General features: G+C 36.5%; 19 protein-coding genes and 1 tRNA gene. 7 read left to right on the forward strand and 13 right to left on the reverse strand.

The window, feature by feature from the left end:
- Window positions 1–546 precede the first annotated feature (546 nt).
- Together murJ and ACNARN_RS02105 are read right to left on the reverse strand one after the other, a co-directional pair.
- Window positions 547–2,082 carry a murein biosynthesis integral membrane protein MurJ gene (gene murJ, locus ACNARN_RS02100; RefSeq protein ID WP_416304079.1) on the reverse strand — a complete coding sequence of 512 codons (1,536 nt, stop codon included), beginning with the start codon at window positions 2,080–2,082 and terminating at the stop codon, window positions 547–549.
- 144 nt (window positions 2,083–2,226) lie between these two features.
- On the reverse strand, window positions 2,227–2,823 hold the full coding sequence (locus ACNARN_RS02105; RefSeq protein ID WP_196532607.1) for a TetR/AcrR family transcriptional regulator: 597 nt from the start codon (window positions 2,821–2,823) through the stop codon (window positions 2,227–2,229).
- A 104-nt stretch (window positions 2,824–2,927) separates the two neighbouring features.
- Here ACNARN_RS02105 and ACNARN_RS02110 point away from each other — a divergent pair, with 104 nt between their 5' ends.
- Window positions 2,928–3,575, forward strand: coding sequence for a GNAT family N-acetyltransferase (locus tag ACNARN_RS02110; RefSeq protein ID WP_416304080.1), 648 nt, complete (start codon window positions 2,928–2,930; stop codon window positions 3,573–3,575).
- A 95-nt stretch (window positions 3,576–3,670) separates the two neighbouring features.
- Here ACNARN_RS02110 and rimJ read toward each other — a convergent pair whose 3' ends face one another.
- On the reverse strand, window positions 3,671–4,252 hold the full coding sequence (rimJ, locus tag ACNARN_RS02115) for a ribosomal protein S5-alanine N-acetyltransferase (protein ID WP_109372222.1): 582 nt from the start codon (window positions 4,250–4,252) through the stop codon (window positions 3,671–3,673).
- 197 nt (window positions 4,253–4,449) lie between these two features.
- On the opposite strand from rimJ, the gene mdtH reads away from it, so the two are divergent.
- A complete protein-coding gene (gene mdtH, locus ACNARN_RS02120) occupies window positions 4,450–5,652 on the forward strand; it encodes a multidrug efflux MFS transporter MdtH (RefSeq protein WP_198619981.1) in 1,203 nt (400 codons plus the stop codon).
- A gap of 42 nt (window positions 5,653–5,694) precedes the next feature.
- Window positions 5,695–6,249 (forward strand): lipoprotein, encoded by a 555-nt coding sequence (locus ACNARN_RS02125; RefSeq protein ID WP_198619980.1) that lies wholly within the window; start codon window positions 5,695–5,697, stop codon window positions 6,247–6,249.
- A gap of 109 nt (window positions 6,250–6,358) precedes the next feature.
- Here ACNARN_RS02125 and ACNARN_RS02130 read toward each other — a convergent pair whose 3' ends face one another.
- From ACNARN_RS02130 to ghrA, 4 genes are all read right to left on the reverse strand, one after another.
- Window positions 6,359–6,931 (reverse strand): TorD/DmsD family molecular chaperone, encoded by a 573-nt coding sequence (locus ACNARN_RS02130; RefSeq protein WP_198629999.1) that lies wholly within the window; start codon window positions 6,929–6,931, stop codon window positions 6,359–6,361.
- A gap of 215 nt (window positions 6,932–7,146) precedes the next feature.
- Window positions 7,147–7,755, reverse strand: coding sequence for a 2OG-Fe(II) oxygenase (locus ACNARN_RS02135; RefSeq protein WP_198619978.1), 609 nt, complete (start codon window positions 7,753–7,755; stop codon window positions 7,147–7,149).
- A 237-nt stretch (window positions 7,756–7,992) separates the two neighbouring features.
- On the reverse strand, window positions 7,993–10,902 hold the full coding sequence (locus ACNARN_RS02140; protein ID WP_416304081.1) for a hypothetical protein: 2,910 nt from the start codon (window positions 10,900–10,902) through the stop codon (window positions 7,993–7,995).
- A gap of 197 nt (window positions 10,903–11,099) precedes the next feature.
- Entirely contained in the window at window positions 11,100–12,041 is a 942-nt protein-coding gene (gene ghrA, locus ACNARN_RS02145) for a glyoxylate/hydroxypyruvate reductase GhrA (RefSeq protein WP_416304082.1), read from the reverse strand.
- 317 nt (window positions 12,042–12,358) lie between these two features.
- On the opposite strand from ghrA, the gene ACNARN_RS02150 reads away from it, so the two are divergent.
- Both ACNARN_RS02150 and dauA read left to right on the forward strand, forming a co-directional pair.
- Window positions 12,359–12,446 (forward strand) — tRNA-Ser (locus tag ACNARN_RS02150).
- A gap of 579 nt (window positions 12,447–13,025) precedes the next feature.
- On the forward strand, window positions 13,026–14,726 hold the full coding sequence (dauA, locus tag ACNARN_RS02155; RefSeq protein ID WP_196532601.1) for a C4-dicarboxylic acid transporter DauA: 1,701 nt from the start codon (window positions 13,026–13,028) through the stop codon (window positions 14,724–14,726).
- Between the two features lie 86 nt (window positions 14,727–14,812).
- Here dauA and ACNARN_RS02160 read toward each other — a convergent pair whose 3' ends face one another.
- Genes ACNARN_RS02160 through hemA form a run of 6 tightly spaced genes read right to left on the reverse strand, consistent with a single transcriptional unit; the run spans window position 14,813 to window position 20,671 of the window.
- Window positions 14,813–15,736 (reverse strand): TIGR01212 family radical SAM protein, encoded by a 924-nt coding sequence (locus tag ACNARN_RS02160; protein ID WP_368887766.1) that lies wholly within the window; start codon window positions 15,734–15,736, stop codon window positions 14,813–14,815.
- 8 nt (window positions 15,737–15,744) lie between these two features.
- Complete coding sequence (gene kdsA, locus ACNARN_RS02165) at window positions 15,745–16,599, reverse strand: 3-deoxy-8-phosphooctulonate synthase (protein WP_109372214.1); 855 nt, start codon at window positions 16,597–16,599, stop codon at window positions 15,745–15,747.
- Between the two features lie 57 nt (window positions 16,600–16,656).
- Entirely contained in the window at window positions 16,657–17,466 is an 810-nt protein-coding gene (gene sirB1 / locus ACNARN_RS02170) for an invasion regulator SirB1 (protein ID WP_198625761.1), read from the reverse strand.
- Complete coding sequence (prmC, locus tag ACNARN_RS02175) at window positions 17,450–18,298, reverse strand: peptide chain release factor N(5)-glutamine methyltransferase (RefSeq protein ID WP_198625681.1); 849 nt, start codon at window positions 18,296–18,298, stop codon at window positions 17,450–17,452. The genes sirB1 and prmC overlap by 17 nt, the downstream gene beginning before the upstream one ends.
- Window positions 18,298–19,380 carry a peptide chain release factor 1 gene (prfA, locus tag ACNARN_RS02180; protein WP_109372211.1) on the reverse strand — a complete coding sequence of 361 codons (1,083 nt, stop codon included), beginning with the start codon at window positions 19,378–19,380 and terminating at the stop codon, window positions 18,298–18,300. Before prfA ends, prmC begins: the two co-directional genes overlap by 1 nt.
- Before the next feature lie 28 nt (window positions 19,381–19,408).
- Window positions 19,409–20,671, reverse strand: a complete 1,263-nt coding sequence (gene hemA, locus ACNARN_RS02185; RefSeq protein ID WP_109372210.1) for a glutamyl-tRNA reductase — start codon at window positions 20,669–20,671, stop codon at window positions 19,409–19,411.
- Window positions 20,672–20,911: 240 nt separating this feature from the next.
- On the opposite strand from hemA, the gene lolB reads away from it, so the two are divergent.
- Both lolB and ispE read left to right on the forward strand, forming a co-directional pair.
- Window positions 20,912–21,550: a lipoprotein insertase outer membrane protein LolB gene (gene lolB / locus ACNARN_RS02190; protein WP_109372209.1), complete on the forward strand. Its 639-nt coding sequence runs from the start codon at window positions 20,912–20,914 to the stop codon at window positions 21,548–21,550.
- A complete protein-coding gene (ispE, locus tag ACNARN_RS02195; RefSeq protein ID WP_198619973.1) occupies window positions 21,547–22,422 on the forward strand; it encodes a 4-(cytidine 5'-diphospho)-2-C-methyl-D-erythritol kinase in 876 nt (291 codons plus the stop codon). The genes lolB and ispE overlap by 4 nt, the downstream gene beginning before the upstream one ends.
- Window positions 22,423–22,424 lie beyond the last annotated feature (2 nt).

Here is a 22,424-nt window from a genome sequence, read left to right on the forward strand (position 1 = left end):
TGTTTTAAAATATACTGCAATATTTTGAAATATTTGCAATATCTCATCATTAAGTAAGAAATATTTAACAGATGTGTCAATTTTTAAACCTATACGACATAAGAGAGTTTATCTAAAAAAAGATAATTCGTCAAACCGTAAGTGCTTAGAATATAGTGTCTATTTTTTTACTTTATGTAGAATCCCACTGCTAGTAAACAAATTGTCTAAAGATATTCGATATGATTAATGTTTAGATAATTTTATCAATGAAGATTAAAAAACACTTTCAGATGCCGAAAAACTGTATAAATCATTTAGAAATTGGAAAAAAAATTTAATAAAAAAAATAGTGAGAAAAAAGATTTTTGCTTTTTTTCTCACTATTTTTTCTTTTTAAGGGTAGCCAGATCCGCGTAACTAAATGCGAGAAGTGTGATCTATATAACATTATAAATAGTCTAAAAATAGAGAAAGGATCTAAATGAAGAGAATTACATTGATAAAAATATTGTTAATTTTGCAACTCCTCGCTTTTATACAAAAACGAGGAGTCCATGTTATCAGTTATAAAGCACGTAGTGAGAAATGGCGAGGTCTAAACCCTAGTGCATACAGCGCAACAAAATAACTTCCTGCTCCAGCTACTACAACTAACAACAAGCGTAAGATGCGCATTAGCATATTGCCAGTATCCCAACTTGGCATGATCCACAACATTCCAACTAATACAGCCCCCATTATGGCAAGCGCAATAACAAGTTTTAATAAGAACACTGGCCAGCCAGCCAAAGGCTGATAGATATTTTTCTTACGGATCTGCCAAAACAACATAGAGGCATTAAAACAAGCCGCAATACCTATTGAAAGTGCAAGCCCCACATGTTTCAAGCTACCAATGAATGCAAGGTTCATTAATTGTGTGAGAATTAATGTCGCAATCGCAATTTTTACTGGTGTTTTAATATCCTGACGAGAATAAAACCCTGGTGCTAAGATTTTTATGATAATCAGTCCCATTAACCCAACACAGTAAGCGATTAGCGCTTGTTGTGTCATTAGTGCATCATGAGCATTGAAATTACCATACTGGAATAAAGACGCTGTTAAAGGCCCAGATAATATCGCTAAACCAATAGTACAAGGCAGTGCTAATAAGAAGCACAGTCTTAATCCCCAATCCATTAATTTTCTATATTCTTCAGTATTACCACTGGCAAAACTCTTAGATAATGAAGGAAGTAAGATTGTACCTAATGCAACGCCTAATACCCCTGTCGGTAGTTCCATCAAACGATCTGCGTAATACATCCAAGAAACTGAACCAGAGACTAAGAAGGAAGCAAAAATAGTATTGATAATTAACGATATTTGGCTAACCGAAACCCCTAAAATAGCAGGTCCCATCAGTTTCATCACACGCCAAACACCGCTATTTTTAAATGAAATACGTGGCAAAACAAGCATACCGATTTTTTTCAAATGCGGTAATTGATAACCCAGTTGTAATATTCCCCCAGCAACAACCGCCCACGCCAATGCCATAATAGGAGGATTACAATAAGGTGCGACCACTAAAGCGAAAAAGATCATGCTGACATTGAGTAGCGTTGGTGCAAAAGCGGGTACTGAAAAACGATTCCAAGTATTTAAAATAGAGCCCGTCAATGAAGCCAGTGAAATAAGAAAAATATAAGGAAAGGTGATCCGTAATAGATCGGTCGTTAATTGAAATTTATCAGGTGAACTACTAAAACCCGGTGCTGTAACATAAATCACCCAAGGCGCAGCAATAATACCAATCACGGTGACCACGGCTAAAATAAGCGTCAGCATACCCGAAACGTAAGCAATAAAGGTACGCGTTGCCTCCTCACCTTGCTGATTTTTATATTCTGCCAAGATTGGAACAAATGCTTGAGAAAATGCCCCTTCTGCAAAAATACGCCGCAATAAGTTTGGCAATTTAAAAGCAACAAAAAAGGCATCTGTTGCCATACCTGCGCCAAAAATACGCGCAATAATTGCATCACGAATAAATCCCAGTACCCGTGAAAATAAGGTCATAGAACTCACCGCAGCAAGTGATTTAAGTAAATTCATAAAGTCATTCTAATTTTTGTTGAATGGAATAAAAAGAAAGGGACTATACTCCGTCTCTAACATCGAAAAATCAATCTTCAATTAGCTAAGAATATGCTGACTCTGCTTATCTTCGACTAATCCAAGCGATTAAAAAATAGCTATTTATGGCTTTGTCAGCATTTTTCTCAACATCGATTCCAACATAACGTGATCCTCACCCTCATTAAATTCAGGATCGATAATATTTCTTCCCATAGAGCCATCTGCGATGACTAACAGCCATGTTGCAATTTTCTCTGGCTCAAGTGTTGAGTCTATCTGCCCTTTTTTAATACCGTTTTTCAGCATCGCAATCAAACGCTGTTTGTTGTTTCTTTCATTTTCAATAAAAATCTCGTGAATGCTCGCATTACGCGATGCTTCAGCAAAAATTTCAATACTAATGCGCGCATATTCGGGGTGATTATAAAGCGCTATAATTTCCTTCATTAAATCGATGATTGCTTGAATACACTCTTCTTCGGCTTCATAGCGACAAAAGATATCGTCAAACAGTTGTGCATCTTCTAATGCAATCGCCTCAATAATCGAATTCTTATTCGGAAAGTAATGAAATACATTCCCAGGGCTCATACCTGCTTCATGACAGATTTCTGCTGTTGATGTGGAGTGAAAACCTTTTACAGCAAAGCAGCGTATTGCAGCATCAATAATATGCTTCATTTTCGCTTTTTGTTTTTCAGTAACAGTCTTGTTCATAACATTAAAAATCTCTGGACAAAATAAATTAGACTGATTAGTCTACAATCAACTAGACTAAACAGTCTAAAAAGTTAACCCTATTATTGCAGAGTAACGATATCATGCAATTACTTAATGAACACTATCAGCTTCGTGTTGCAGAACCTTCAGATACTCCTGAAATTATTCAATTATTTACACAAGCATTTCGTTTTAAATTGAACGCATTTAATATTGATAGCACTAATCCTAACCAACGTCGGCAACTAGAGGCTATTTGGAATTCATTAGCATGTAAGAAAAATAGCCAACAATTTGTTGTCACTGATGATGGAAAGATAATTGCCACATTTTGCTTAGTGATAAAAGAAAACGACTTTATTTCAAATCTCTTTATTAAAACACCTTTCTTGGATCATTGGCATTTTGGTATCGCTCATTATATTAAGCAAAAGATTTTCTTTTCTTTATTTGATTATATACCAAATGAAAATGAGGCTTATTTGGCTCATATTGCCGTTTTATCATCATATCAAGGACATGGTATTGCTTACGCTATACTTGATTGGATAACCCAATATAGTAAAGATGTTCTGAGAAAAGCGTTTTTATCACTTTATGTCGATATTCATCATCAAGGTGCACTTTATTTGTATCAAAAGAATGGGTTTTATATTGAAAAAGAGGAATCATCACGCTTAACACAGTCTATTTTCCATATTCAACATTGGTACTATATGTTGAAAAAAACCGACTTAATGACCTATTAAATATCTCTATTATCATTAAATAGTGGCTAAAAGCACTGAAATAAGGCATTTTTAATATAATTATAAACAGTGCTTTTCTTCCATGATGACCAATATTAACGTTTAAAATAAGTTCGCGTTGTTAATGCAGTTAATACGTGATCTCGCCACTCTTGATTAATTTGTAGATAGTTTTTGGCGTAGCCTTCCCGTTCAAAACCATGTTTAGCTAATAGGTTTCCACTGCGTAAATTATGAGGCATATAATTCGCCATAATACGATGCATCCCTTGCTGTCGTTGCATATAGCGAAGTGTTTCCGTTAAGGCTTCCGACATATAGCCCTGACCTTGCCATTTTTCACCCACTGAATACCCTAGAAAACAAGCATTAAAAGCGCCGCGCATAACATTGCTGTAATTAGCAACACCAATAATTTCATCTTCATTTTGTGTTAATAGCAGAAAATGAAAAGCACTTTCTTGTCGGTGCAGTTCGTTCATATATTGTAAGCGGTGTTCCCAACCAGAGGGTAGATAATGCGTTTTATCTCTTACGGGTTCCCATGGAATTAAAAAGCGACGATTTAATGTATAATAATCGGCCAGTCTTTCAGCATCTCTCTCATATGCTAAACGAATTACCATTCTTTGTGTTTCAAAACGAATTTTAGGAATTCCGCCACGATAACCAAACATTACGATCTCATTATCCTTTGATATAAATAAGCCTAATTCTGAAGCAACTCTTCTTATTCTGCCACTAACCTTAATAAAAAAATATCATCTTTAATTTACTAGGAATTATGTACATTTAGAGACAGAATAGTCGAAGAAATAAATTATTTCATTCCCCCCTTATTTTATTTAAATTATTTGCTTATTGATGGTGAGTAATGGCGCTGGTAACACAAGCCCGTACTTTGGGTAAATACTTTCTCCTCGTTGACAATATGTTAGTTGTCTTAGGTTTTTTCGTCGTTTTTCCGCTTATTTCTATTCGTTTCGTCGAACAATTAGGTTGGGCTGGTGTTATTGTCGGCTTTGCTTTAGGGCTTAGACAATTAGTACAACAAGGCCTTGGTATTTTTGGTGGTGCTATTGCAGACCGTTTTGGTGCAAAACCAATGATAATAACAGGCATGTTATTACGAGCTTCAGGTTTTGCTTTAATGGCAATGGCAGATCAACCTTGGATACTTTGGTTATCTTGCATTTTATCTGCATTAGGTGGGACTTTATTTGATCCACCTCGCACAGCGCTAGTTATCAAATTAACCCGTCCTTATGAACGCGGTCGTTTTTACTCTTTATTATTAATGCAAGATAGCGCCGGTGCCGTTATTGGTGCACTCATTGGTAGCTGGTTATTACAGTATGATTTTCATTTAGTCTGCTGGGTCGGTGCTGGTGTTTTTGTTATCGCCGCCTTATTTAATGCTTGGTTATTACCCGCTTACCGTATATCCACAACCCGAACACCAATTAAAGAAGGATTAAAACGCGTATTTCTTGATAAACGCTTTGTCAGTTATGTCTTAACGCTGACAGGTTATTTTGTATTATCCGTTCAAGTCATGTTGATGTTTCCTATTATCGTCAATGATATTGCGGGTACGCCAACTGCCGTAAAATGGATGTATGCTATTGAAGCCCTACTTTCTTTAACATTGCTTTATCCTATTGCGCGCTGGAGTGAGAAACGCTTTAAATTAGAACAACGTTTAATGGCGGGCTTATTTTTAATGAGCATCAGCATGTTCCCTGTTGGTATGATCCATTCATTACAAAGCATCTTCTTGATTATTGGCCTGTTCTATCTTGGTACTATTACCGCAGAGCCTGCTCGCGAAACATTAAGTGCATCACTTGCTGATCCTCGCGCTCGTGGTAGTTATATGGGCTTTAGCCGATTAGGCTTAGCATTTGGTGGTGCAATTGGATATACCGGTGGTGGATGGATGTATGATTTAGGTAATCAATTTGATATGCCTGAATTGCCTTGGTTCTTACTAGGAACCGTAGGTTTAATAACACTTTATGCATTACATCGCCAATTTAATCGTAAAAAAATAGAAACAGCCATGCTTACTCCCTAAAGATCGGGTAAACTCTTAGTTATCAATGATCAAGGAGTGTTTATGAAAGTAATTTTTCTAACAGCTATATTAGTATTAACAAGCTTAGTCACAGGGTGTGATCAGCTCAAGCAATTTGATGTAAGTGAAAATCTTATTAATGACTATATCAGCCAAAAAATAAATCTCCAGAAACATATTGGTGAAGATGAAGTTGTATCCGCTGATATTAAATTGAGCAATCTTTCCATTCAAATTGGTCGTACTGAACCGGGTAAAATTAGTCTTTCTGGTACAACCGACCTAACAATTAATTCATTCTTTGGCAAGACAAACGCTAAAGTTGAGCTTACGTTATCAGGCCAACCTTCTTATCAAGCTGATAAAGGAGCGATATACATAAAATCAATGGCTATTGATAGTTACAAAGTCTCTCCAGAAAAAATGGATGCAGTGGTTGTAGCATTAAAACCTTATTTAGAGACAACCATCGCAACTTACTTTGATAATCAACCTGTTTATGTTCTTAATCCAGAAAAAAACAGTGCTGAAGCAGCCGCGTTTAAACTGGCTAAAGGAATTGAAGTTAAACCAGGTAAATTTGTGATCCAACTCTAATAGTTACGCGAGTTGATTAAAAATATTTATCGTGATTAATGAGAAAGGCAAACCTAATGGTTTGCCTTTTTTATGAATAATAAAATACTTTTACAAAGAAATATTTATATTACTCTGCATCTATCTCATCACTATCTTCATCATCAGAGAGTTCTTCGCGTAATGCTGATAATGCACCACGCGCAATACCTGCTAATGTGCGATAAAAACCACTTGTTGCATGAGCTTCTACTTTACCTAAAAATGTTCCAGCCCAAGGTAGCAGGTATTCATCAAATAATTGTATTTGTGCTAATACTTCATCTTCCGCAGAGTTATCTTCAAGCCATGAAGCAGCAAGCAATAAAGCGCCAAAACTGTCTGTTGCACTTTCAGCAACAGGCATCCCTCTTGTGACTAAGAATTGGCGAATATCGTCTTCTTTGATCTCTTCATAATCATGGGCATAAACAGACACCGTTGGTGCTTCACCACCAAAAAGAGATTGATAATCAGCTTCAACAATAGCCAAATCTTTGACACTATTTTTTAACGTATTAAAGAGTTCATCTTGCTCTAATGGCCACAGCTGACTCAGTTTCCCTTCACTAATCATTTTTATAATTGGCGCTAAGATTGGATCATTGGGTTCACGTTGAAATAATGTACCTAAAAGACGACAAACAATCGAAAACTCATTCATTTTATTTTTACCCCATAAAGTTTGGCGTTATTGTGCTTTTAATAGTAAGAAAATCAACTTTTTTCGTCATATCTCTTTTATTGTTAATATTAATCTTACCATCTCTAATCACTTAAAACAGAAAAAGCGCGTTCTTATTATTAAGTCTTTTACTTAATATAAGAAACGCGCCTAATCCCATGCTATTTTCCAACAGCAATTATTTTGCCAATTAATTAGCTGGCGATATCTAAAAAGTTATCTCGCACGCCATTTACTCTAAACCAACCAGCAATACTGACTCTCTCTTTATTAGTAGGAAGGACTTCATGAGGAAACTGCTCCGAAAGAAAAACAACCAAACGCCCACCCTTTGGTGCCACAGTTGCCAGTTCTTTATCTTCCAAATCATAAATAACTAACTCACCACCGTCTTCTTTTGTCCAAGCCTCATTAAGATACAACACGGTAGTTAAACGGCGAGTGACATTTTCTTTAAATGCATCGAGGTGTTTTTTATAAAAAGCGCCTTTCTCATAACAGGCAAAATGTGCTTCGTATTCAAAAAGACCTAAATAAAACTCTCGGTTAACGGCACGCTGAATAGACTCCATTTGCATTAAGTAATGCTGAACGGGTATTCCCATTTCAGGTTCTAGCCAACGTATTTTATCACTTCGAATTGTTGTTTCTGCAAGTCGATTCTCATGACGACCAATACGCGCTTGTTGTGCATTGCCATCAAAACAAGCGCGCAATTGTTGAACAGCCTCTGGTGTGAGGAAATCATCCCATACACACCATCCTTTCTCTGCTATTTGCTCAAGAAGTTCTGCTATATTCATTAAGTATATTGTCTGATAAACATGGGAAACTACCTTATATCACCAAGTTAAGCAAAATGACAATTTAATAAACTTATCTTTTCGATAACATCAATTAATTAGAGATAAATCTCATAAAAATCAAAAATAATAGATCAAACAAAACTTAACACTGCTTATCTTTTTCAAACCCTCATTTTTTCAAGGGTGATTTTATAAGTTACATTACACTAATAATAAACAAAATGAATGATTTACTTAGTAATAATAACTAGTTGATATTTTATCCATTCGCTCTTCATCTTCATTATAAATATAATTAATATTACCTTTAACTTGAGTATGTATAATCGCTTTTTTATTTCCTAATCGCACAAACCCTGTCGGCAATGTCTTCTTTTTGTACGAAAGTTCACTAACAGACATAATATCTGTAGAGGCAATTTGATATTCAACCTGAGTAAACTGCTGTTTATATCTAGTATATAAATCATCCAGTTTTTCTTTGATTTTATTTAAATCAATCTGTTCAGAATTTCTACTCTCTTCAACAAATTGATTTATTTCATTTTGTAAATCAGAACGCAGTGAGCGCCCCTGTCTATTTAGCTGATAATTTGCTGTAAAATAAGGCTTAAATTTTTCATTCATATTATCTTTTGTTTGAGATGACAATGTCTCTTTTCTTTCCTTTAATGAGGATAAAAAACGATCAATGTTATATTGTCTATTTTCTTTTGTTATTTGATCCTGAAAAATATCTTCTTTACTTTGAGATAGAACAGTAATAGATTTTTTATTACTATCATCTTTTAATTTATTAATTGCTTTTTTATCTGATGATAAATTTAAATAGATGCTATCCAATTTAGATATACTATTAGAAAGATGATATCCCTCTGGATATTTTTCTAATAATCTATTTATTTTTAATACTCTTTTGTAAATTCCTTTTATATCTTTTTTATCTTGATCCAATTTTTCTGCGCTTATTAATTTTTCGCTTTTAAAAAGCGTAAAACTTAATAAGCTATTTATTCTTTTTTTCACCATTAATTCGAAATCTTTTACGGACGTTAATGGATACCACTGAATAACATTATCAGCATTCGTTGTAGAAGGCGTAAACTTCAAATCACGATAAATATCAACACCAAGTTCTAATAAGTTGAGCTCAAGCCTTTTTGTTTTTTTTGTAATATCTGTTTTACCATAGTCGATAAATTTATTAATATTTAAATTTAATTTTAATAAATTTAAAATAAAGTTTATACCAATAGCATTTCTGGGCACGGTTAGTTCCATATTGGGATTAACCATGACATCAACATCAAAACTCACTTCACTTCTTCCCTCAACTCCCATTGAGATGCTTATGCCTTGATCAATTTCAAGGGTAGATTTATCGATTAATTCATTTTCACTTTGATTTAACCCTTGATTAATAAATTCTGAAATATTATTAATATCAAGACTAAATGAAAAATTAGATTTTTTAGTATAAGTGGCACTTAATAAAGCACTTGCCATGACTGGAGTAACAAAGCCATAGTCAACATTTTCTAAATCCCATCTTTTTTCATACCCACCAATGCCCGCAGATAAGCCTGCAACAAAAAGATTCTTATTATTATTAATAAAAGAAAAAGTGATCTTATTATCTTCACTTTTTGATAATGTGATAGAGTGCGACTTTACATAAGAAGCTAATAGAAAGGCGTTAATCCCTATATTATTTGGCAGTTGAAAAGCATTAATACCAAAAAAAGCTTTAACATCATTATGGTGGTTAATTGTAATATTTTCTTTCTCTTTAAGGTCTTTTACTAATGAATAAATCACATCACCTTGTGTTACACCATTTTTGACACCTTTAACTATACGATTTAACACATCATAGCTTTTTCCTATATTTTCTTTAATACCATATAATGCCATTGGCTTGCTGTTATATGCAGAGGTTGAAGAATTAATAAGCTGTTTTATATTACAAAATAATCCTCTAAAACCAGGATCAACAGCTTTTGCAATATTTTTCATCATTGCTTTATATTTTTTTAATGCATATTGCTCTTTAGCTTTACTAATATGTAATCTAGAATTATCAATAAAAGAAGAGAAAAAAGGAATATGTTGGCTACTGAAATTACCTATTGTTTGAGTAGCAAATGGCTGCCCAGAATGATAATTATTATAATTATTTTCACCTACCATTGAGTAAAATGATAAGGGTGGATCCTGTTTTAAACGAGTAACCTCATACTGATAATCTTTAACCGCAAAAATATTCAAAGGGTCAAGGTAGTATATTTTTATTTTATTACCTTTATCCACAACGAGTTGGATTTGATTTAATATTGGTTTTATTGCTAATATTTTATCTGTATTCTTTAATGGAATTTTTATTTTATGCTTTTCAATTTTAATATCATGTTCAGTTTTAGCACTGTCAGTTTGATCATCTGTTAATTTTAATATCGCAGGCAATCCAGATGTAAAAAGTTGGTTATCTTTAACTTCAATTGTAATATTTAGACCTTCACGATTAATTTTTAATATATTATTCTCTTTTGATTCCGCAATATTATTTATACTTGATAATTCTGGCTGTAGGTTATCGTCAACTATATATTTTTCATATTCAACGATAAAGTTACTCCCAATAGTATTTGATGAGACATCATTTAAACTATATTCATTTTCAACTCTGTTAAATTTAATTTTATAAAGGTCACTACTATTATCTATATTGCTATATTTATTTCCAATCAAAAACCCATTAAGATCAACATAAAGCTCTTTGAACTTCATATTATCACCACCTTGGGATTCTATATTAAAAAGATTATATTCAAACCCTCCTTTAAAGTGTTTTTGATATAATCCTGTAAATAAGTCATGTGTTTTACCTTTAATTAAGATCAAGGAACCATCATCTGAAAGTGTGATCCCCATATTATTAAATAAAGGTGTATTTGTTGATCCTAAATATACATAGTTATTAGCATTATTTAAGCTAAATTGCTTTCCTCTTTTCTGTTTATCATGATTTTTGTGGTAGGTACTATTACTATTAGCTAGCCCTTTTATTGAAGGTTTCTCTTTTTTCCCATAAAAAGTACCCATTGGCATTAATTTACTGGGTATCGCATTTATTTTATTAATCATGTCGACCTCATTACATTCAAATCATGAGGTAATAATTAATAAGATAATCTGCAAACGATATCTTTTTACAACCAGATTTTTATGACATTATATAATAATCAAAAAAAGTACTTTTTTTGAAAGCTCAGACAAAAAAATAAGCAACAAACTAAAGTTTGCTGCCTATTATCTAAAATTAAAATATAAATAAAATAGACTTAGTAACCACTCTTCATATCAACAACACCAAAAGGTGCTTCTCCATTTTCAATTCTCTGAATATTTTCAACAATCGTATCCATAGCAATATTCGGAATGGTGAAAGCCGCAATATGTGGCGTAATAGAAATACGAGGATGAGTCCAAAATGGGTGCATACCCGCTAAAGGCTCCTGAGCAAAAACATCAAGTGTTGCATCAGCAATATAGCCTTGATCTATGGCTTCTAATAAATCTTGATCGACTAAATGCGCACCACGAGCAAGATTAATTAAATAAGAAGACGGTTTTAATTGCTCAAAGAGTGAAAAATTCAAGATACCATGCGTTTCAGGCGTATAAGGCAATAAGTTAATCAGCAAATTACACTCTTTGAGAAAATTACTGAGTTGCTCTTTGCCATAAAAACTTTCAACATTTTTAATTTGTTTTTCACTGCGACTCCAGCAACGAACTTTAAAACCTAATTCCGCAAGTTTAGTTGCGACACTACCGCCTAAAGCGCCAGCACCTAAAACACCAATCACAAAATTATCATAAGAGTGTGCAGGAAGCTGTTTCCATAAACGTTGTGATTGTTGGCGTTTATAATCATCCATACGGCGAAAGTAATACATCACTTTAGCAATGGCATATTCTTGCATTTGAAGCCCCATACCAGTGTCTTCTAAACGCATAACAGGAACACCTGTTGGCAATGTGCCGGGCTTTTGCTGTTCTTGTTTTAAAATAGCATCAACACCTGCCCCTAACGCAAAAATACCTTTAAGGTGATTACGACTTGTAAGCATTTCATAAGGAGGAAGCCAAACCATGGCGTAATCAGCAGGTTGATTATCGCTAGGTTCCCAAATGCGTATATTGGCATCAGGCAAACGCGCCTTCATACCGTTGATCCATGTTTCTGCGTCAAAAAAAGGATGATAATAAATAATATTCATTTTGCCTTCCTCCAGCATTTTTATCATAGGGTGCGAGGGTTGCGTTCTTATTTCAAGTCTCTTTGTATAAGTTGTTAATAAAAATGTTGAGAATGTTAACCAGTTAACGAAAATATCCATTCTTTTTTCAATACGCCAATCTATACGTGTATTGGTTTACTGTATAATTTGTCTAGCATTTGTGCATATTGTTTTTTATTTGACTGCTTAATAGAAAAGTTAAAGGAAAAATGCATTTAGCTGTTGACGCTTATGCTCCTTTTCCCTATAGTAGCGCCCCGTTGAGAGATGTTAAGTACATATCCAACAAACAATACGGTGAGATGTCCGAGAGGCTGAAGGAGCACGCCTGGAAAGTGTGTATACGGCAACGTATCGAGGGTTCGAATCCCTCTCTCACCGCCATATTCTAAGATAGAGCCTAGTTTTTTAGCTAGGCTCTATTTTTTTGTTCTAAAAACATACACTTTTAGTCTCGTTTTTCTTCACTGAGTTATTTATATCCATCACTCTTCTTTTTTTGATTAGATTATGGTTAGTATACAAAGCATTTTTTATTTTACTTTTTTGCTTAATCGTTTTATTTAATAATTCCTTATCACTTAATAATCTCTAATAATTAATTTTAATGAATCAAAACAACTTATCTAGTTGTTATTTATGTCTATCCGATTTTTATGACATAAAAAGGTTTTTATTATTCTATCTATAAACGACATTTATTCTAAAATAAAACGCTTTTTATAGTTTTAAAATAAATTTAAACTTTATTTTCAAGCAAGCAACAGAATAAATACAATAAGATACATTACATTATCTATTTATGTTAACTTATTAGTTTAATTGATTTTATTTCTACTAAGCTTTAAGATATGCATTAATAATTTGATGTATCACATTATTATCAGCGAATAAAAGCGATATCCTCTCTTTTCCTTATCGCCGTTATTCGGCATCTGACTTCTTATTTTGGTTTAATCCTAAATGAAAACTCATAAAGTTAACCGGGTTCGCCCCTTTAGTGCATTTATTGATGCATGTGTAAAAGAGCCTTACTCTTTTGCGCGTTTATTAAAAGATATTATTGCAGGGATCACCGTCGGAATTATCGCGATACCTTTAGCCATGGCTCTGGCAATTGGTAGCGGTGTTCCTCCGCAATACGGTCTTTATACCGCAGCTATTGCCGGTATAGTTATTGCTGTTTCTGGTGGCTCACGATACAGCGTTTCAGGCCCTACTGCCGCATTTGTTGTGATCCTTTATCCTGTATCACAACAATTTGGTTTAAGTGGCTTATTGATTGCTACGCTTATGTCTGGCGTGATCTTAGTGGTTATGGGATTAGCTCGTTTTGGTAAGCTTATCGAGTATATTCCTGTTTCTGTAACACTTGGATTTACCTCAGGGATTGCTATTACAATTGCCACGATGCAAGTAAAAGACTTTTTTGGTCTTGAATTAGCACATGTGCCAGAAACCTATATAGATAAAGTTATTGCTTTAGGCTCTGCATTACCGACTATTCATATTGGTGATACGCTTATTGGTCTGACAACTCTGTTTGTTTTAATTTATTGGCCTAAGCTGAATTTACGTTTACCTGGGCACCTACCTGCTTTAATCGCAGGTACTGCGGTAATGGGTATTGTGAATATGTTCGGTCATGACGTTGCAACAATTGGCTCGCAATTTAGCTATATGCTTCCTAATGGTACAACAGGGCAAGGTATTCCACCTATTTTGCCCCAATTTGTTTTACCTTGGAATTTACCAAGCTCAGGTTCATCACTTGAATTAAATTGGAGCACTGTCTCTGCTTTATTACCCGCAGCCTTTTCAATGGCAATGTTAGGTGCAATTGAATCGTTATTATGTGCGGTTGTACTTGATGGCATGACAGGCAAAAAACATCACTCTAATGGTGAATTAGTGGGACAAGGGATTGGTAATATTGTCGCACCTTTCTTTGGTGGTATTACAGCGACTGCCGCTATTGCTCGTTCAGCAGCTAACGTGCGTGCGGGCGCAACATCGCCAGTTTCTGCTATTGTTCACTCGTTGTTGGTGTTGCTAACTTTACTTGTATTAGCTCCTTTTCTTTCTTATTTACCTTTAGCCGCAATGTCAGCATTGCTGTTAATTGTTGCATGGAATATGAGCGAAGCACGTAAAGTTATTGATCTTATTCGACATGCCCCTAAAGACGATATTATTGTCTTAGTATTATGCTTATCGCTCACCGTTCTCTTTGACATGGTGATTGCAATTACTATCGGTATTGTGTTGGCGTCACTGTTATTTATGCGTCGTATTGCCAATATGACCAAAATAACTGAATCCCCTTATACTGATGATGATAAGCAGTTATTAGTTGTGCGTGTTAATGGTCCATTATTCTTTGCCGCCGCTGAACGTATCTTTAATGAGTTACGTGAACGTAGTAAAGGTTATAAAACCGTTATTATGCAATGGGATGCTGTTCCTGTATTAGATGCAGGGGGATTACATGCGTTCCAGCATTTCGTTACTGATGTAAAACACGATACCCATGTGATTGTGTGTGATATACCTTTCCAGCCATTAAAGACACTGGCTAGAGCAAGAGTCACGCCAATTGAAGGTACACTGAATTTTTATCCTTCATTGCAAAAAGCATTGGATGATCTGGAATTAATTCAGTAGTTGTTTATATTTTTAAGATAAAAAATTAACGCCTTTAATCAATATTAAATAAAGATTAAGGGCGTTTTTAATTATGAGTAATTCACTTAATAAGGAATAAATGCTTTACCTATTCCACTTCCTTGCACACCTTTTTTTAATAAATCTTGATAAAGTGCATTCATACCCAACCAATGGTTTTCACACCACTCTGGGGCTAATAAAGTGGGTTTTCTGGCACTGGCACATACGCGGTGATAAATAATCTCAGGAGGAGTATGGCGGATCATCTCACCCGCGGTATAAACATATTGTTCTTGTGTTAATGCGTTTATTCGCCCCGCTTTCCACGCTTTAGCTATCGTACTGCCTTCGACAATATGTAAAGGATGCAATTTAAGCCCATCAGTACCTGTCTCAACCACACGCTCTAATGTTTGCATATTAAGCAGATGATCTTCTCGTGGCAGTCCAACAATAAGATGTGTGCATACTTTTAAACCACGACGGCGAGCTTCGCGAGTCGTCGCTTGATAACATTGAAAATCATGTCCACGATTAATATGCTTTAATGTTTTATCATGAGCCGTTTGTAAACCGAGTTCTAACCATACTTCATAGCCTTTATCACGATAACCTTGTAATAAATCTAATACGCTAACAGGAACACAATCTGGTCGAGTTCCCACACATAACCCCACCATATCTGCTTGTAATAATGCGGTTTCATATAAGGTACGTAAGTATTCTACTTCGGCATAAGTACTGGTATAGGCTTGAAAATAAGCAAGATAACGGTGTGCGCGGTTAATATTTTTAGCTTGTAATGCAATTTGTTCTTCAATGGAGTGATATTGCGTTTGCTCATCAGCAAAAGAAGAGACATTACAAAAAGTACAGCCACCTCGCCCCAATGTGCCATCTCGATTAGGACAGTTGAAACCGCCATGAAGGGTGATTTTATGAATTTTTTCGTGATAACGGCGCTGAAGATCAGCGCCGAACATATTAACAACCGTATGAAGTTGCATAATGCATTTTATTTGCTGGTATCTAGCTCTGGGAAACTTTTTACCACTTCATCAATCGCTTTAATTTGCGCTAGGAAAGGCTCTAATTTAGCCAGTGGTAACGCTGATGGGCCATCACAACGAGCATTATCTGGATCTGGATGAGCTTCAAGGAATAGACCTGCAAGACCAACCGCCATACCTGCACGAGCTAGTTCTGCAACTTGTGCACGGCGTCCACCTGATGCTGCACCAAATGGGTCACGGCATTGCAGTGAATGTGTTACGTCAAAAATAACGGGTGCGCCTTGAGAAGCCTGCATCATAACGTGGAAACCTAACATATCAACTACTAAGTTATCGTAGCCAAAGTTACTGCCGCGATCACATAGAATAACTTGGTCGTTGCCGCCTTCTTTAAATTTATCGACGATATTTCCCATTTGACCAGGGCTTACAAACTGAGGTTTTTTCACGTTGATCACAGCACCCGTTTTTGCCATCGCTTCAACAAGATCAGTTTGACGAGCTAAAAATGCAGGTAATTGAATAACATCGACAACTTCTGATACAGGCTGAGCTTGTGCAGCTTCATGAACGTCAGTAATAATTTTAACGCCAAAAGTTTCTTTTAACTCTTGGAAAATTTTCATCCCTTCTTCTAAGCCCGGACCACGGTAAGAGTGGATTGAAGAACGGTTTGCTTTATCAAAAGAGGCTTTGAATACATAAGGAATATTCAGTTTTTGAGTGACAGTGACGTAATGCTCACAAATACGCATGGCTAAATCGCGCGATTCTAATACATTCATGCCACCAAAAAGCACAAATGGCAGGTCGTTTGCTACCTTGATATCACCAATATTCACCACTTTATGTTGCATATTTATCCCTATACTGTTTGTAATGTACTGTGTTAATTAAGTACGTTTCTTAAATTTTTAATGGAGAACAATAGGATTTTGTTCTATCGAATGAATTTGGATTTTGATCATCTCTGAAATAGGATCTTCAGGGCATTGCTCAACAAAATAGTTTAGGTCAGATATTGCCACATGGTTGCACTCTAACTGAGCAAAAATAAGTCCGCGATCACGTATTTCGTAAGGATCTTCAGGATCAAACATTAATACCGTTTCACTGGCTTTTAATGCTTGCTCCATATTCTTTTCTTCCATTAAAGAAACTTTCAATGTATCCAAAAGTTTACGAATAATAGAACTATATTCTGATTCTTCTAAATCTGCCTCTAATAGTACAGAAGAGCTACCTACATTCCCTTTTAACCAAACTTCTAAGGTATGTTGCGATAGATATTCACCATTTATTGGGTTTAAAAATAGCGGTTGTTCATTAGGAATATCTATTCTGATAATAAGTTGTGTAGGAAAGATAACTGGTACTAACGGTAAATTTAACGCTTGTGCGATATAAATAAGAATCGAACCCAGTGAAACAGGAGAGCCTACATGAGTCGCTAATACTTTATCTAACCATAAAGTATCAGAAAGGCAATATTTGCCACTTGCACCACTAAAGTGCCACTGCTTATAAAACAGTTTTAGCAGTGCTTCTATCTGCTCTTTAGTATTTCCTTGTTGAGGAATTTCAGCTTCTGCTTGTTCAACTAACTGCTCCAGTTGATAACCAACAGAAGTGGTTGGAAAATCAGGTCGAATAGCCTGAGAGATAAGGATCATGCCCTTAACTAAAGGGGCTTTATTAAATTCGTAATCAGCTATGGTTTCTATCATAATTCCAACGACCTACTGTCACTCGCTCATTACCGCCATAATCACGGAAAGTTTCCACACAGCAGTAACCCTTATCAATAAAAATATTGCGTACACCTTCGCCTTGTTGCCAACCGTGTTCCAGTAATACCCATCCATTATCAGTTAAAAACTGTCGAGCAGTTTCAATGATAATTTCGATATCAGCAAACCCATTTTTGCCAGCAACTAATGCAGTTAAAGGTTCAAAACGAACATCCCCTTGATGAATATGCTCATCATTTTCATCTATGTAAGGAGGATTACTGATTATCATACCAAATTGATACCCAGAGAGTGAACTAAACCAACAACTTTCCATAAATTCTGTGTTGGTTAATGCTAAATTGGTCGCATTCTCTTGTGCTAATGCCACGGCTTCAGTTTGAAAATCCACACCAATAATATGACAATCTGGGCGCTCAGATGCCATTGCGAGCGCAATAGCACCTGTTCCTGTTCCTAAATCAAGAATTTTTGTTGGTTCCAATGGGAGTTTTTCTAACGCTTTTTCAACAAGACATTCGGTATCAGGGCGGGGGATTAATGTTGCGGGTGACACTTTTAACGGCAATGACCAAAACTCTCTTTCACCCACTAAATACGCGATGGGCTCACCTTTAATGCGTCGAGCAAGTAATTGTGACAATTGCGCTAACTCGTCTGACGAAAGTACCGTTTCATTAAAGGCAATTAAATAAGTACGGGTACGTTGTGTTACGTACCCAAGTAAAATCTCAGCATCGCGTTTAGGGCTGTCACTTTCAATTAATTGCAAGGCTGCTTCACGCAACCATTGTTCATAATTCATTAATTCAACTCAGAAAGTGCAGAAAGCTGATCCGCTTGATATTCGGTCACGATAGGCTGAATTAATGGATCTAACTTTCCTTCCATCACTTCATCTAAGCGATAAAATGTGAGGTTGATACGGTGATCAGTTACACGACCTTGCGGGAAGTTGTACGTTCTGATTCGGTCAGAACGGTCACCAGAACCCAATAAGTTACGACGTTCAGAAGCTTCTGCTTCTTGGCGTTTTTGCATTTCAGCCGCACGAATACGTGCACCTAATACAGACATCGCTTTAGCTTTATTTTTGTGCTGTGAACGTTCATCCTGACATTCCACCACAATTCCTGTTGGAATATGCGTAATACGGATAGCAGAATCAGTGGTGTTAACGTGCTGACCACCCGCCCCTGAAGAACGGAATGTATCTATACGTAAGTCACTTGGACTGATTTCAGGTAATTCAGCTTCTGGCACTTCAGCTAATACGGCAACCGTACAAGCAGAAGTATGAATACGGCCTTGAGATTCTGTTTCTGGTACACGTTGAACACGGTGACCGCCTGATTCAAATTTCAATACACCATAAGCGCCATCACCCACGACTTTTGCAATAACTTCTTTATAGCCACCATGCTCACCTTCGTTAGCATTCATGACTTCAATACGCCAGCGACGTGATTCTGCATAACGGCTATACATACGGAATAAATCACCCGCAAATAATGCAGCTTCATCGCCGCCTGTTCCTGCACGAATTTCAAGGAAACAGTTAAATTCATCATCAGGATCTTTAGGTAACAACAGTACTTGTAACTGTTGTTCTAAATCATCATTTAATGCTCGCGCTTCTTTCAGCTCTTCTTGTGCCATCTCTTTCATTTCAGGATCATCAAGCATCATTTCTGCTGCTTCGATGTCGTCTTGCACTTGTCGCCATTGGCTAAAACAAGCCGTGACGTCAGTTAATTGAGAGTATTCTTTTGAAAGCGCACGAAAACGCTCCTGAGAGGCAATAACATCAGCTTCTGACAGAAGTGCCTGAATTTCTTCATAACGCTCTTGTAGAGCTTCCAACTTAGCGACAATAGAAGGCTTCATTCGTAGATTAAGATCCTGTTAGACAAAGTTAATTATGGGTAATACCCAAACTTTCACGTAATAGATTCAGGCGTTCAATATCACCATCACTGGCAGCCTGTTGAAGAGATTTTGTTGGTGTGTGAATAAGGCGATTCATCAATTGATGAGAGAGCTGTTGGATAACTTTTTCTGCATCCGCTCCGTTTTGTATCAATGTGATAGCTTTTTCTGTCATTTCTGCACGTAACATTTCAGCGCTGTCTCGATATTCTCGAATCGCACCCACGGCACCTTGTGCCCGTAGCCAATCCATAAATTGCCCACTTTCTTGCTGGACAATATGTTCTGCTTGAATTGCTGCTGCTTGGCGTTGTTCTCGGTTATGTTGAATAATCGCTTCTAAATCATCAACGCTATAAAGATAAACGTTATTTAGCTTTTCAACATCTTGTTCAATATCACGAGGAACTGCAATATCCACCAGCAACATTGGCTGATTACGACGTTTTTTAAGCGCCCTTTCAACCATTCCTTTACCAATAATGGGTAATGGGCTTGCCGTAGAACTAATGACAATATCCGCTTGTGAAAGACATTCATCAATCTCTGATAATGTAATCACTTCGGCATCAACTTCATTAGCTAAACGTTGAGCACGCTCTTTTGTTCGATTCGCAATGATGATTTTTTTGACTTGATGTTCACGCAGATGACGAGCGACTAACTCTATTGTCTCGCCAGCGCCTACTAACAAAATAGTCAAAGAAGATAACGATTCAAAGATTTGACGCGCTAGCGTACAAGCTGCAAAAGCGACAGAAACCGCATTGGCACCGATTTGTGTCTCTGTTCTCACTCTTTTCGCAACTGAAAAAGATTTCTGAAACAAACGTTCCAGCTCTGAAGAGAGCGAGTGATAGCTTTGAGAATCGGCAAAGGCTTTTTTAACTTGCCCTAATATTTGAGGTTCACCTAATACTAGAGAATCTAAGCCACTTGCCACTCGCATTAAATGGCTGACAGCTTGATTATCTTGATGCCAATAAACACTGCTTTTCAGTTCATTTGGCTCTATTTGGTGATATTGACATAACCAGCGAATAAGCTGTTCATGACTATTTTCTTTGTCTTCCATACTAAGATAGAGCTCAGTACGGTTACAAGTAGACAGCACAACACCGCCTCTAACAGCGGGTTGCTGTAAGAGGTTATTTAAGGCATCACCCATGGTATCGGGAGAAAAAGAGACTTTCTCGCGTAAAGCAACGGGGGCTGTTTTATGATTAATACCTAATGCTAATAACGTCATATCAACTATATCGAGTTATGAATAAATACCGCCTCGCGACTTGACTTAGTGTAAACCTAAAACAGCGCATTTAGTATGGACTCTTCATTTCCGACATTCTACTTGATGAACAGATTCAATAAAAGAGCTTACTTGAGTGATAGGAGATTTCTATACACAATTTAACGAAATATCGTTATATCATAAGGTTTATGATACTCTTTTTTTTAACTAATAACGAATTAAAGGAATGTCTCAGCTATGCGTTCACGCTTTTTTTCAACCAAACAACTCCTGCGCCTTATCCCGCTAACGGCGTTGTTGCTGAGTGCCTGTAATCTAAATCAGATAAAGACTCAAGGTTCGGCATCTGATAATGATGTGCAATGGCAAGCTCGCCAACAAGCATTAAAGAAAATTTCACAATACGAAACCCGAGGCGCTTTTGCCTATATTGAAGATACCAATAAAACCTATGCCCGATTCTATTGGCAAGACAAAGCGGATGAGCGTTATCGCTTATTGTTAACCAATCCTTTAGGTACAACAGAACTCGATTTAAATGTTATGCCTGGTGTAATTGAAGTTACTGATAATAAAGGCAAAAAATATTATAGCGATAACCCTGCTGAAATGATCTACCAACTTACAGGAATGGTTATTCCACTGAAAAATCTGCGTGCTTGGCTTGTCGGTTTACCAGGTGATGCAACTGATTTCGAGTTAGATGCTAATCATTTATTAAAATCTGTCACATTACCTGCACCTGAAGGCGATTGGATTGTGACTTACCAAGCTTATGATTCAAGTACCACACCCAACCTGCCACAACGCCTTGAGCTAAAACAAGGTGAACGCACTATCAAATTAAAAATGGATAACTGGGATATACAGCAATGACACTAAGTTGGCCTTCTCCTGCCAAATTAAATCTTTTTCTCTACATTACGGGAAAACGCCCTGATGGTTATCACAATCTGCAAACGTTATTTCAGTTTTTAGATTATGGCGATACATTAACCATTACACCTCGTGATGATACCCAGTTAACTATCTTGACGCCGATTGATGGCGTAGAAGATAAAGATAATTTAATTATTAAAGCCGCTAAATTACTGCGTGATTATTGTCAACAACATAATATTTCTTTGCAGTATCACGGTGCAGATATCAGTGTTGATAAAAAACTGCCTATGGGAGGTGGTTTAGGTGGAGGCTCCTCTAACGCGGCAACCACCTTAATTGCACTTAATTACCATTGGCACGCCGGTTTAAGTGATGAAACGTTAGCTGAATTAGGCGTTAGTTTAGGTGCAGACGTCCCTGTTTTTGTAAAAGGTCATGCAGCGTTCGCCGAAGGCGTTGGTGAAATTTTGACCCCCGCAGAGCCAAAAGAGCAATGGTATTTAGTCGCACATCCCGGAATTTCCATCCCAACACCGACAATCTTCACAGATCCAGAATTAAAACGTAATTCTCCTATTCGCTCTCTTGGCGCATTATTAAAGGCTCCGTTTGCAAATGACTGTGAAATGATCGCAAGAAAACGTTTTCGTGAGGTTGAATATCTGCTTTCGTGGCTGTTAGAATATGCACCGTCACGCTTAACTGGGACAGGTGCCTGTGTGTTCGGCGAGTTCGACTCACAAGTTGCCGCCAGTGAAGTGTTAATTAACGCCCCTGAGTGGGTGCATGGATTTGTAGCGCAAGGCGTCAACATTTCTCCTCTGCATTTATTCCGCTCAAGGATACCTGTGTTATTGCACCCGTAAGA

This window comes from Proteus sp. TSJ240517, assembly GCF_047921575.1.
Classification (GTDB): domain Bacteria; phylum Pseudomonadota; class Gammaproteobacteria; order Enterobacterales; family Enterobacteriaceae; genus Proteus.

Coding starts and splice junctions, on each gene's coding strand:
- murJ (WP_416304079.1), bottom strand. CDS start 2,082: ATGAATTTACTTAAATCACTTGCTGCGGTGAGTTCTATGACCTTATTT.
- ACNARN_RS02105 (WP_196532607.1), bottom strand. CDS start 2,823: ATGAACAAGACTGTTACTGAAAAACAAAAAGCGAAAATGAAGCATATT.
- ACNARN_RS02110 (WP_416304080.1), top strand. CDS start 2,928: ATGCAATTACTTAATGAACACTATCAGCTTCGTGTTGCAGAACCTTCA.
- rimJ (WP_109372222.1), bottom strand. CDS start 4,252: ATGTTTGGTTATCGTGGCGGAATTCCTAAAATTCGTTTTGAAACACAA.
- mdtH (WP_198619981.1), top strand. CDS start 4,450: ATGGCGCTGGTAACACAAGCCCGTACTTTGGGTAAATACTTTCTCCTC.
- ACNARN_RS02125 (WP_198619980.1), top strand. CDS start 5,695: ATGAAAGTAATTTTTCTAACAGCTATATTAGTATTAACAAGCTTAGTC.
- ACNARN_RS02130 (WP_198629999.1), bottom strand. CDS start 6,931: ATGAATGAGTTTTCGATTGTTTGTCGTCTTTTAGGTACATTATTTCAA.
- ACNARN_RS02135 (WP_198619978.1), bottom strand. CDS start 7,755: ATGAATATAGCAGAACTTCTTGAGCAAATAGCAGAGAAAGGATGGTGT.
- ACNARN_RS02140 (WP_416304081.1), bottom strand. CDS start 10,902: ATGATTAATAAAATAAATGCGATACCCAGTAAATTAATGCCAATGGGT.
- ghrA (WP_416304082.1), bottom strand. CDS start 12,041: ATGAATATTATTTATTATCATCCTTTTTTTGACGCAGAAACATGGATC.
- dauA (WP_196532601.1), top strand. CDS start 13,026: ATGAAAACTCATAAAGTTAACCGGGTTCGCCCCTTTAGTGCATTTATT.
- ACNARN_RS02160 (WP_368887766.1), bottom strand. CDS start 15,736: ATGCAACTTCATACGGTTGTTAATATGTTCGGCGCTGATCTTCAGCGC.
- kdsA (WP_109372214.1), bottom strand. CDS start 16,599: ATGCAACATAAAGTGGTGAATATTGGTGATATCAAGGTAGCAAACGAC.
- prmC (WP_198625681.1), bottom strand. CDS start 18,298: ATGAATTATGAACAATGGTTGCGTGAAGCAGCCTTGCAATTAATTGAA.
- prfA (WP_109372211.1), bottom strand. CDS start 19,380: ATGAAGCCTTCTATTGTCGCTAAGTTGGAAGCTCTACAAGAGCGTTAT.
- hemA (WP_109372210.1), bottom strand. CDS start 20,671: ATGACGTTATTAGCATTAGGTATTAATCATAAAACAGCCCCCGTTGCT.
- lolB (WP_109372209.1), top strand. CDS start 20,912: ATGCGTTCACGCTTTTTTTCAACCAAACAACTCCTGCGCCTTATCCCG.
- ispE (WP_198619973.1), top strand. CDS start 21,547: ATGACACTAAGTTGGCCTTCTCCTGCCAAATTAAATCTTTTTCTCTAC.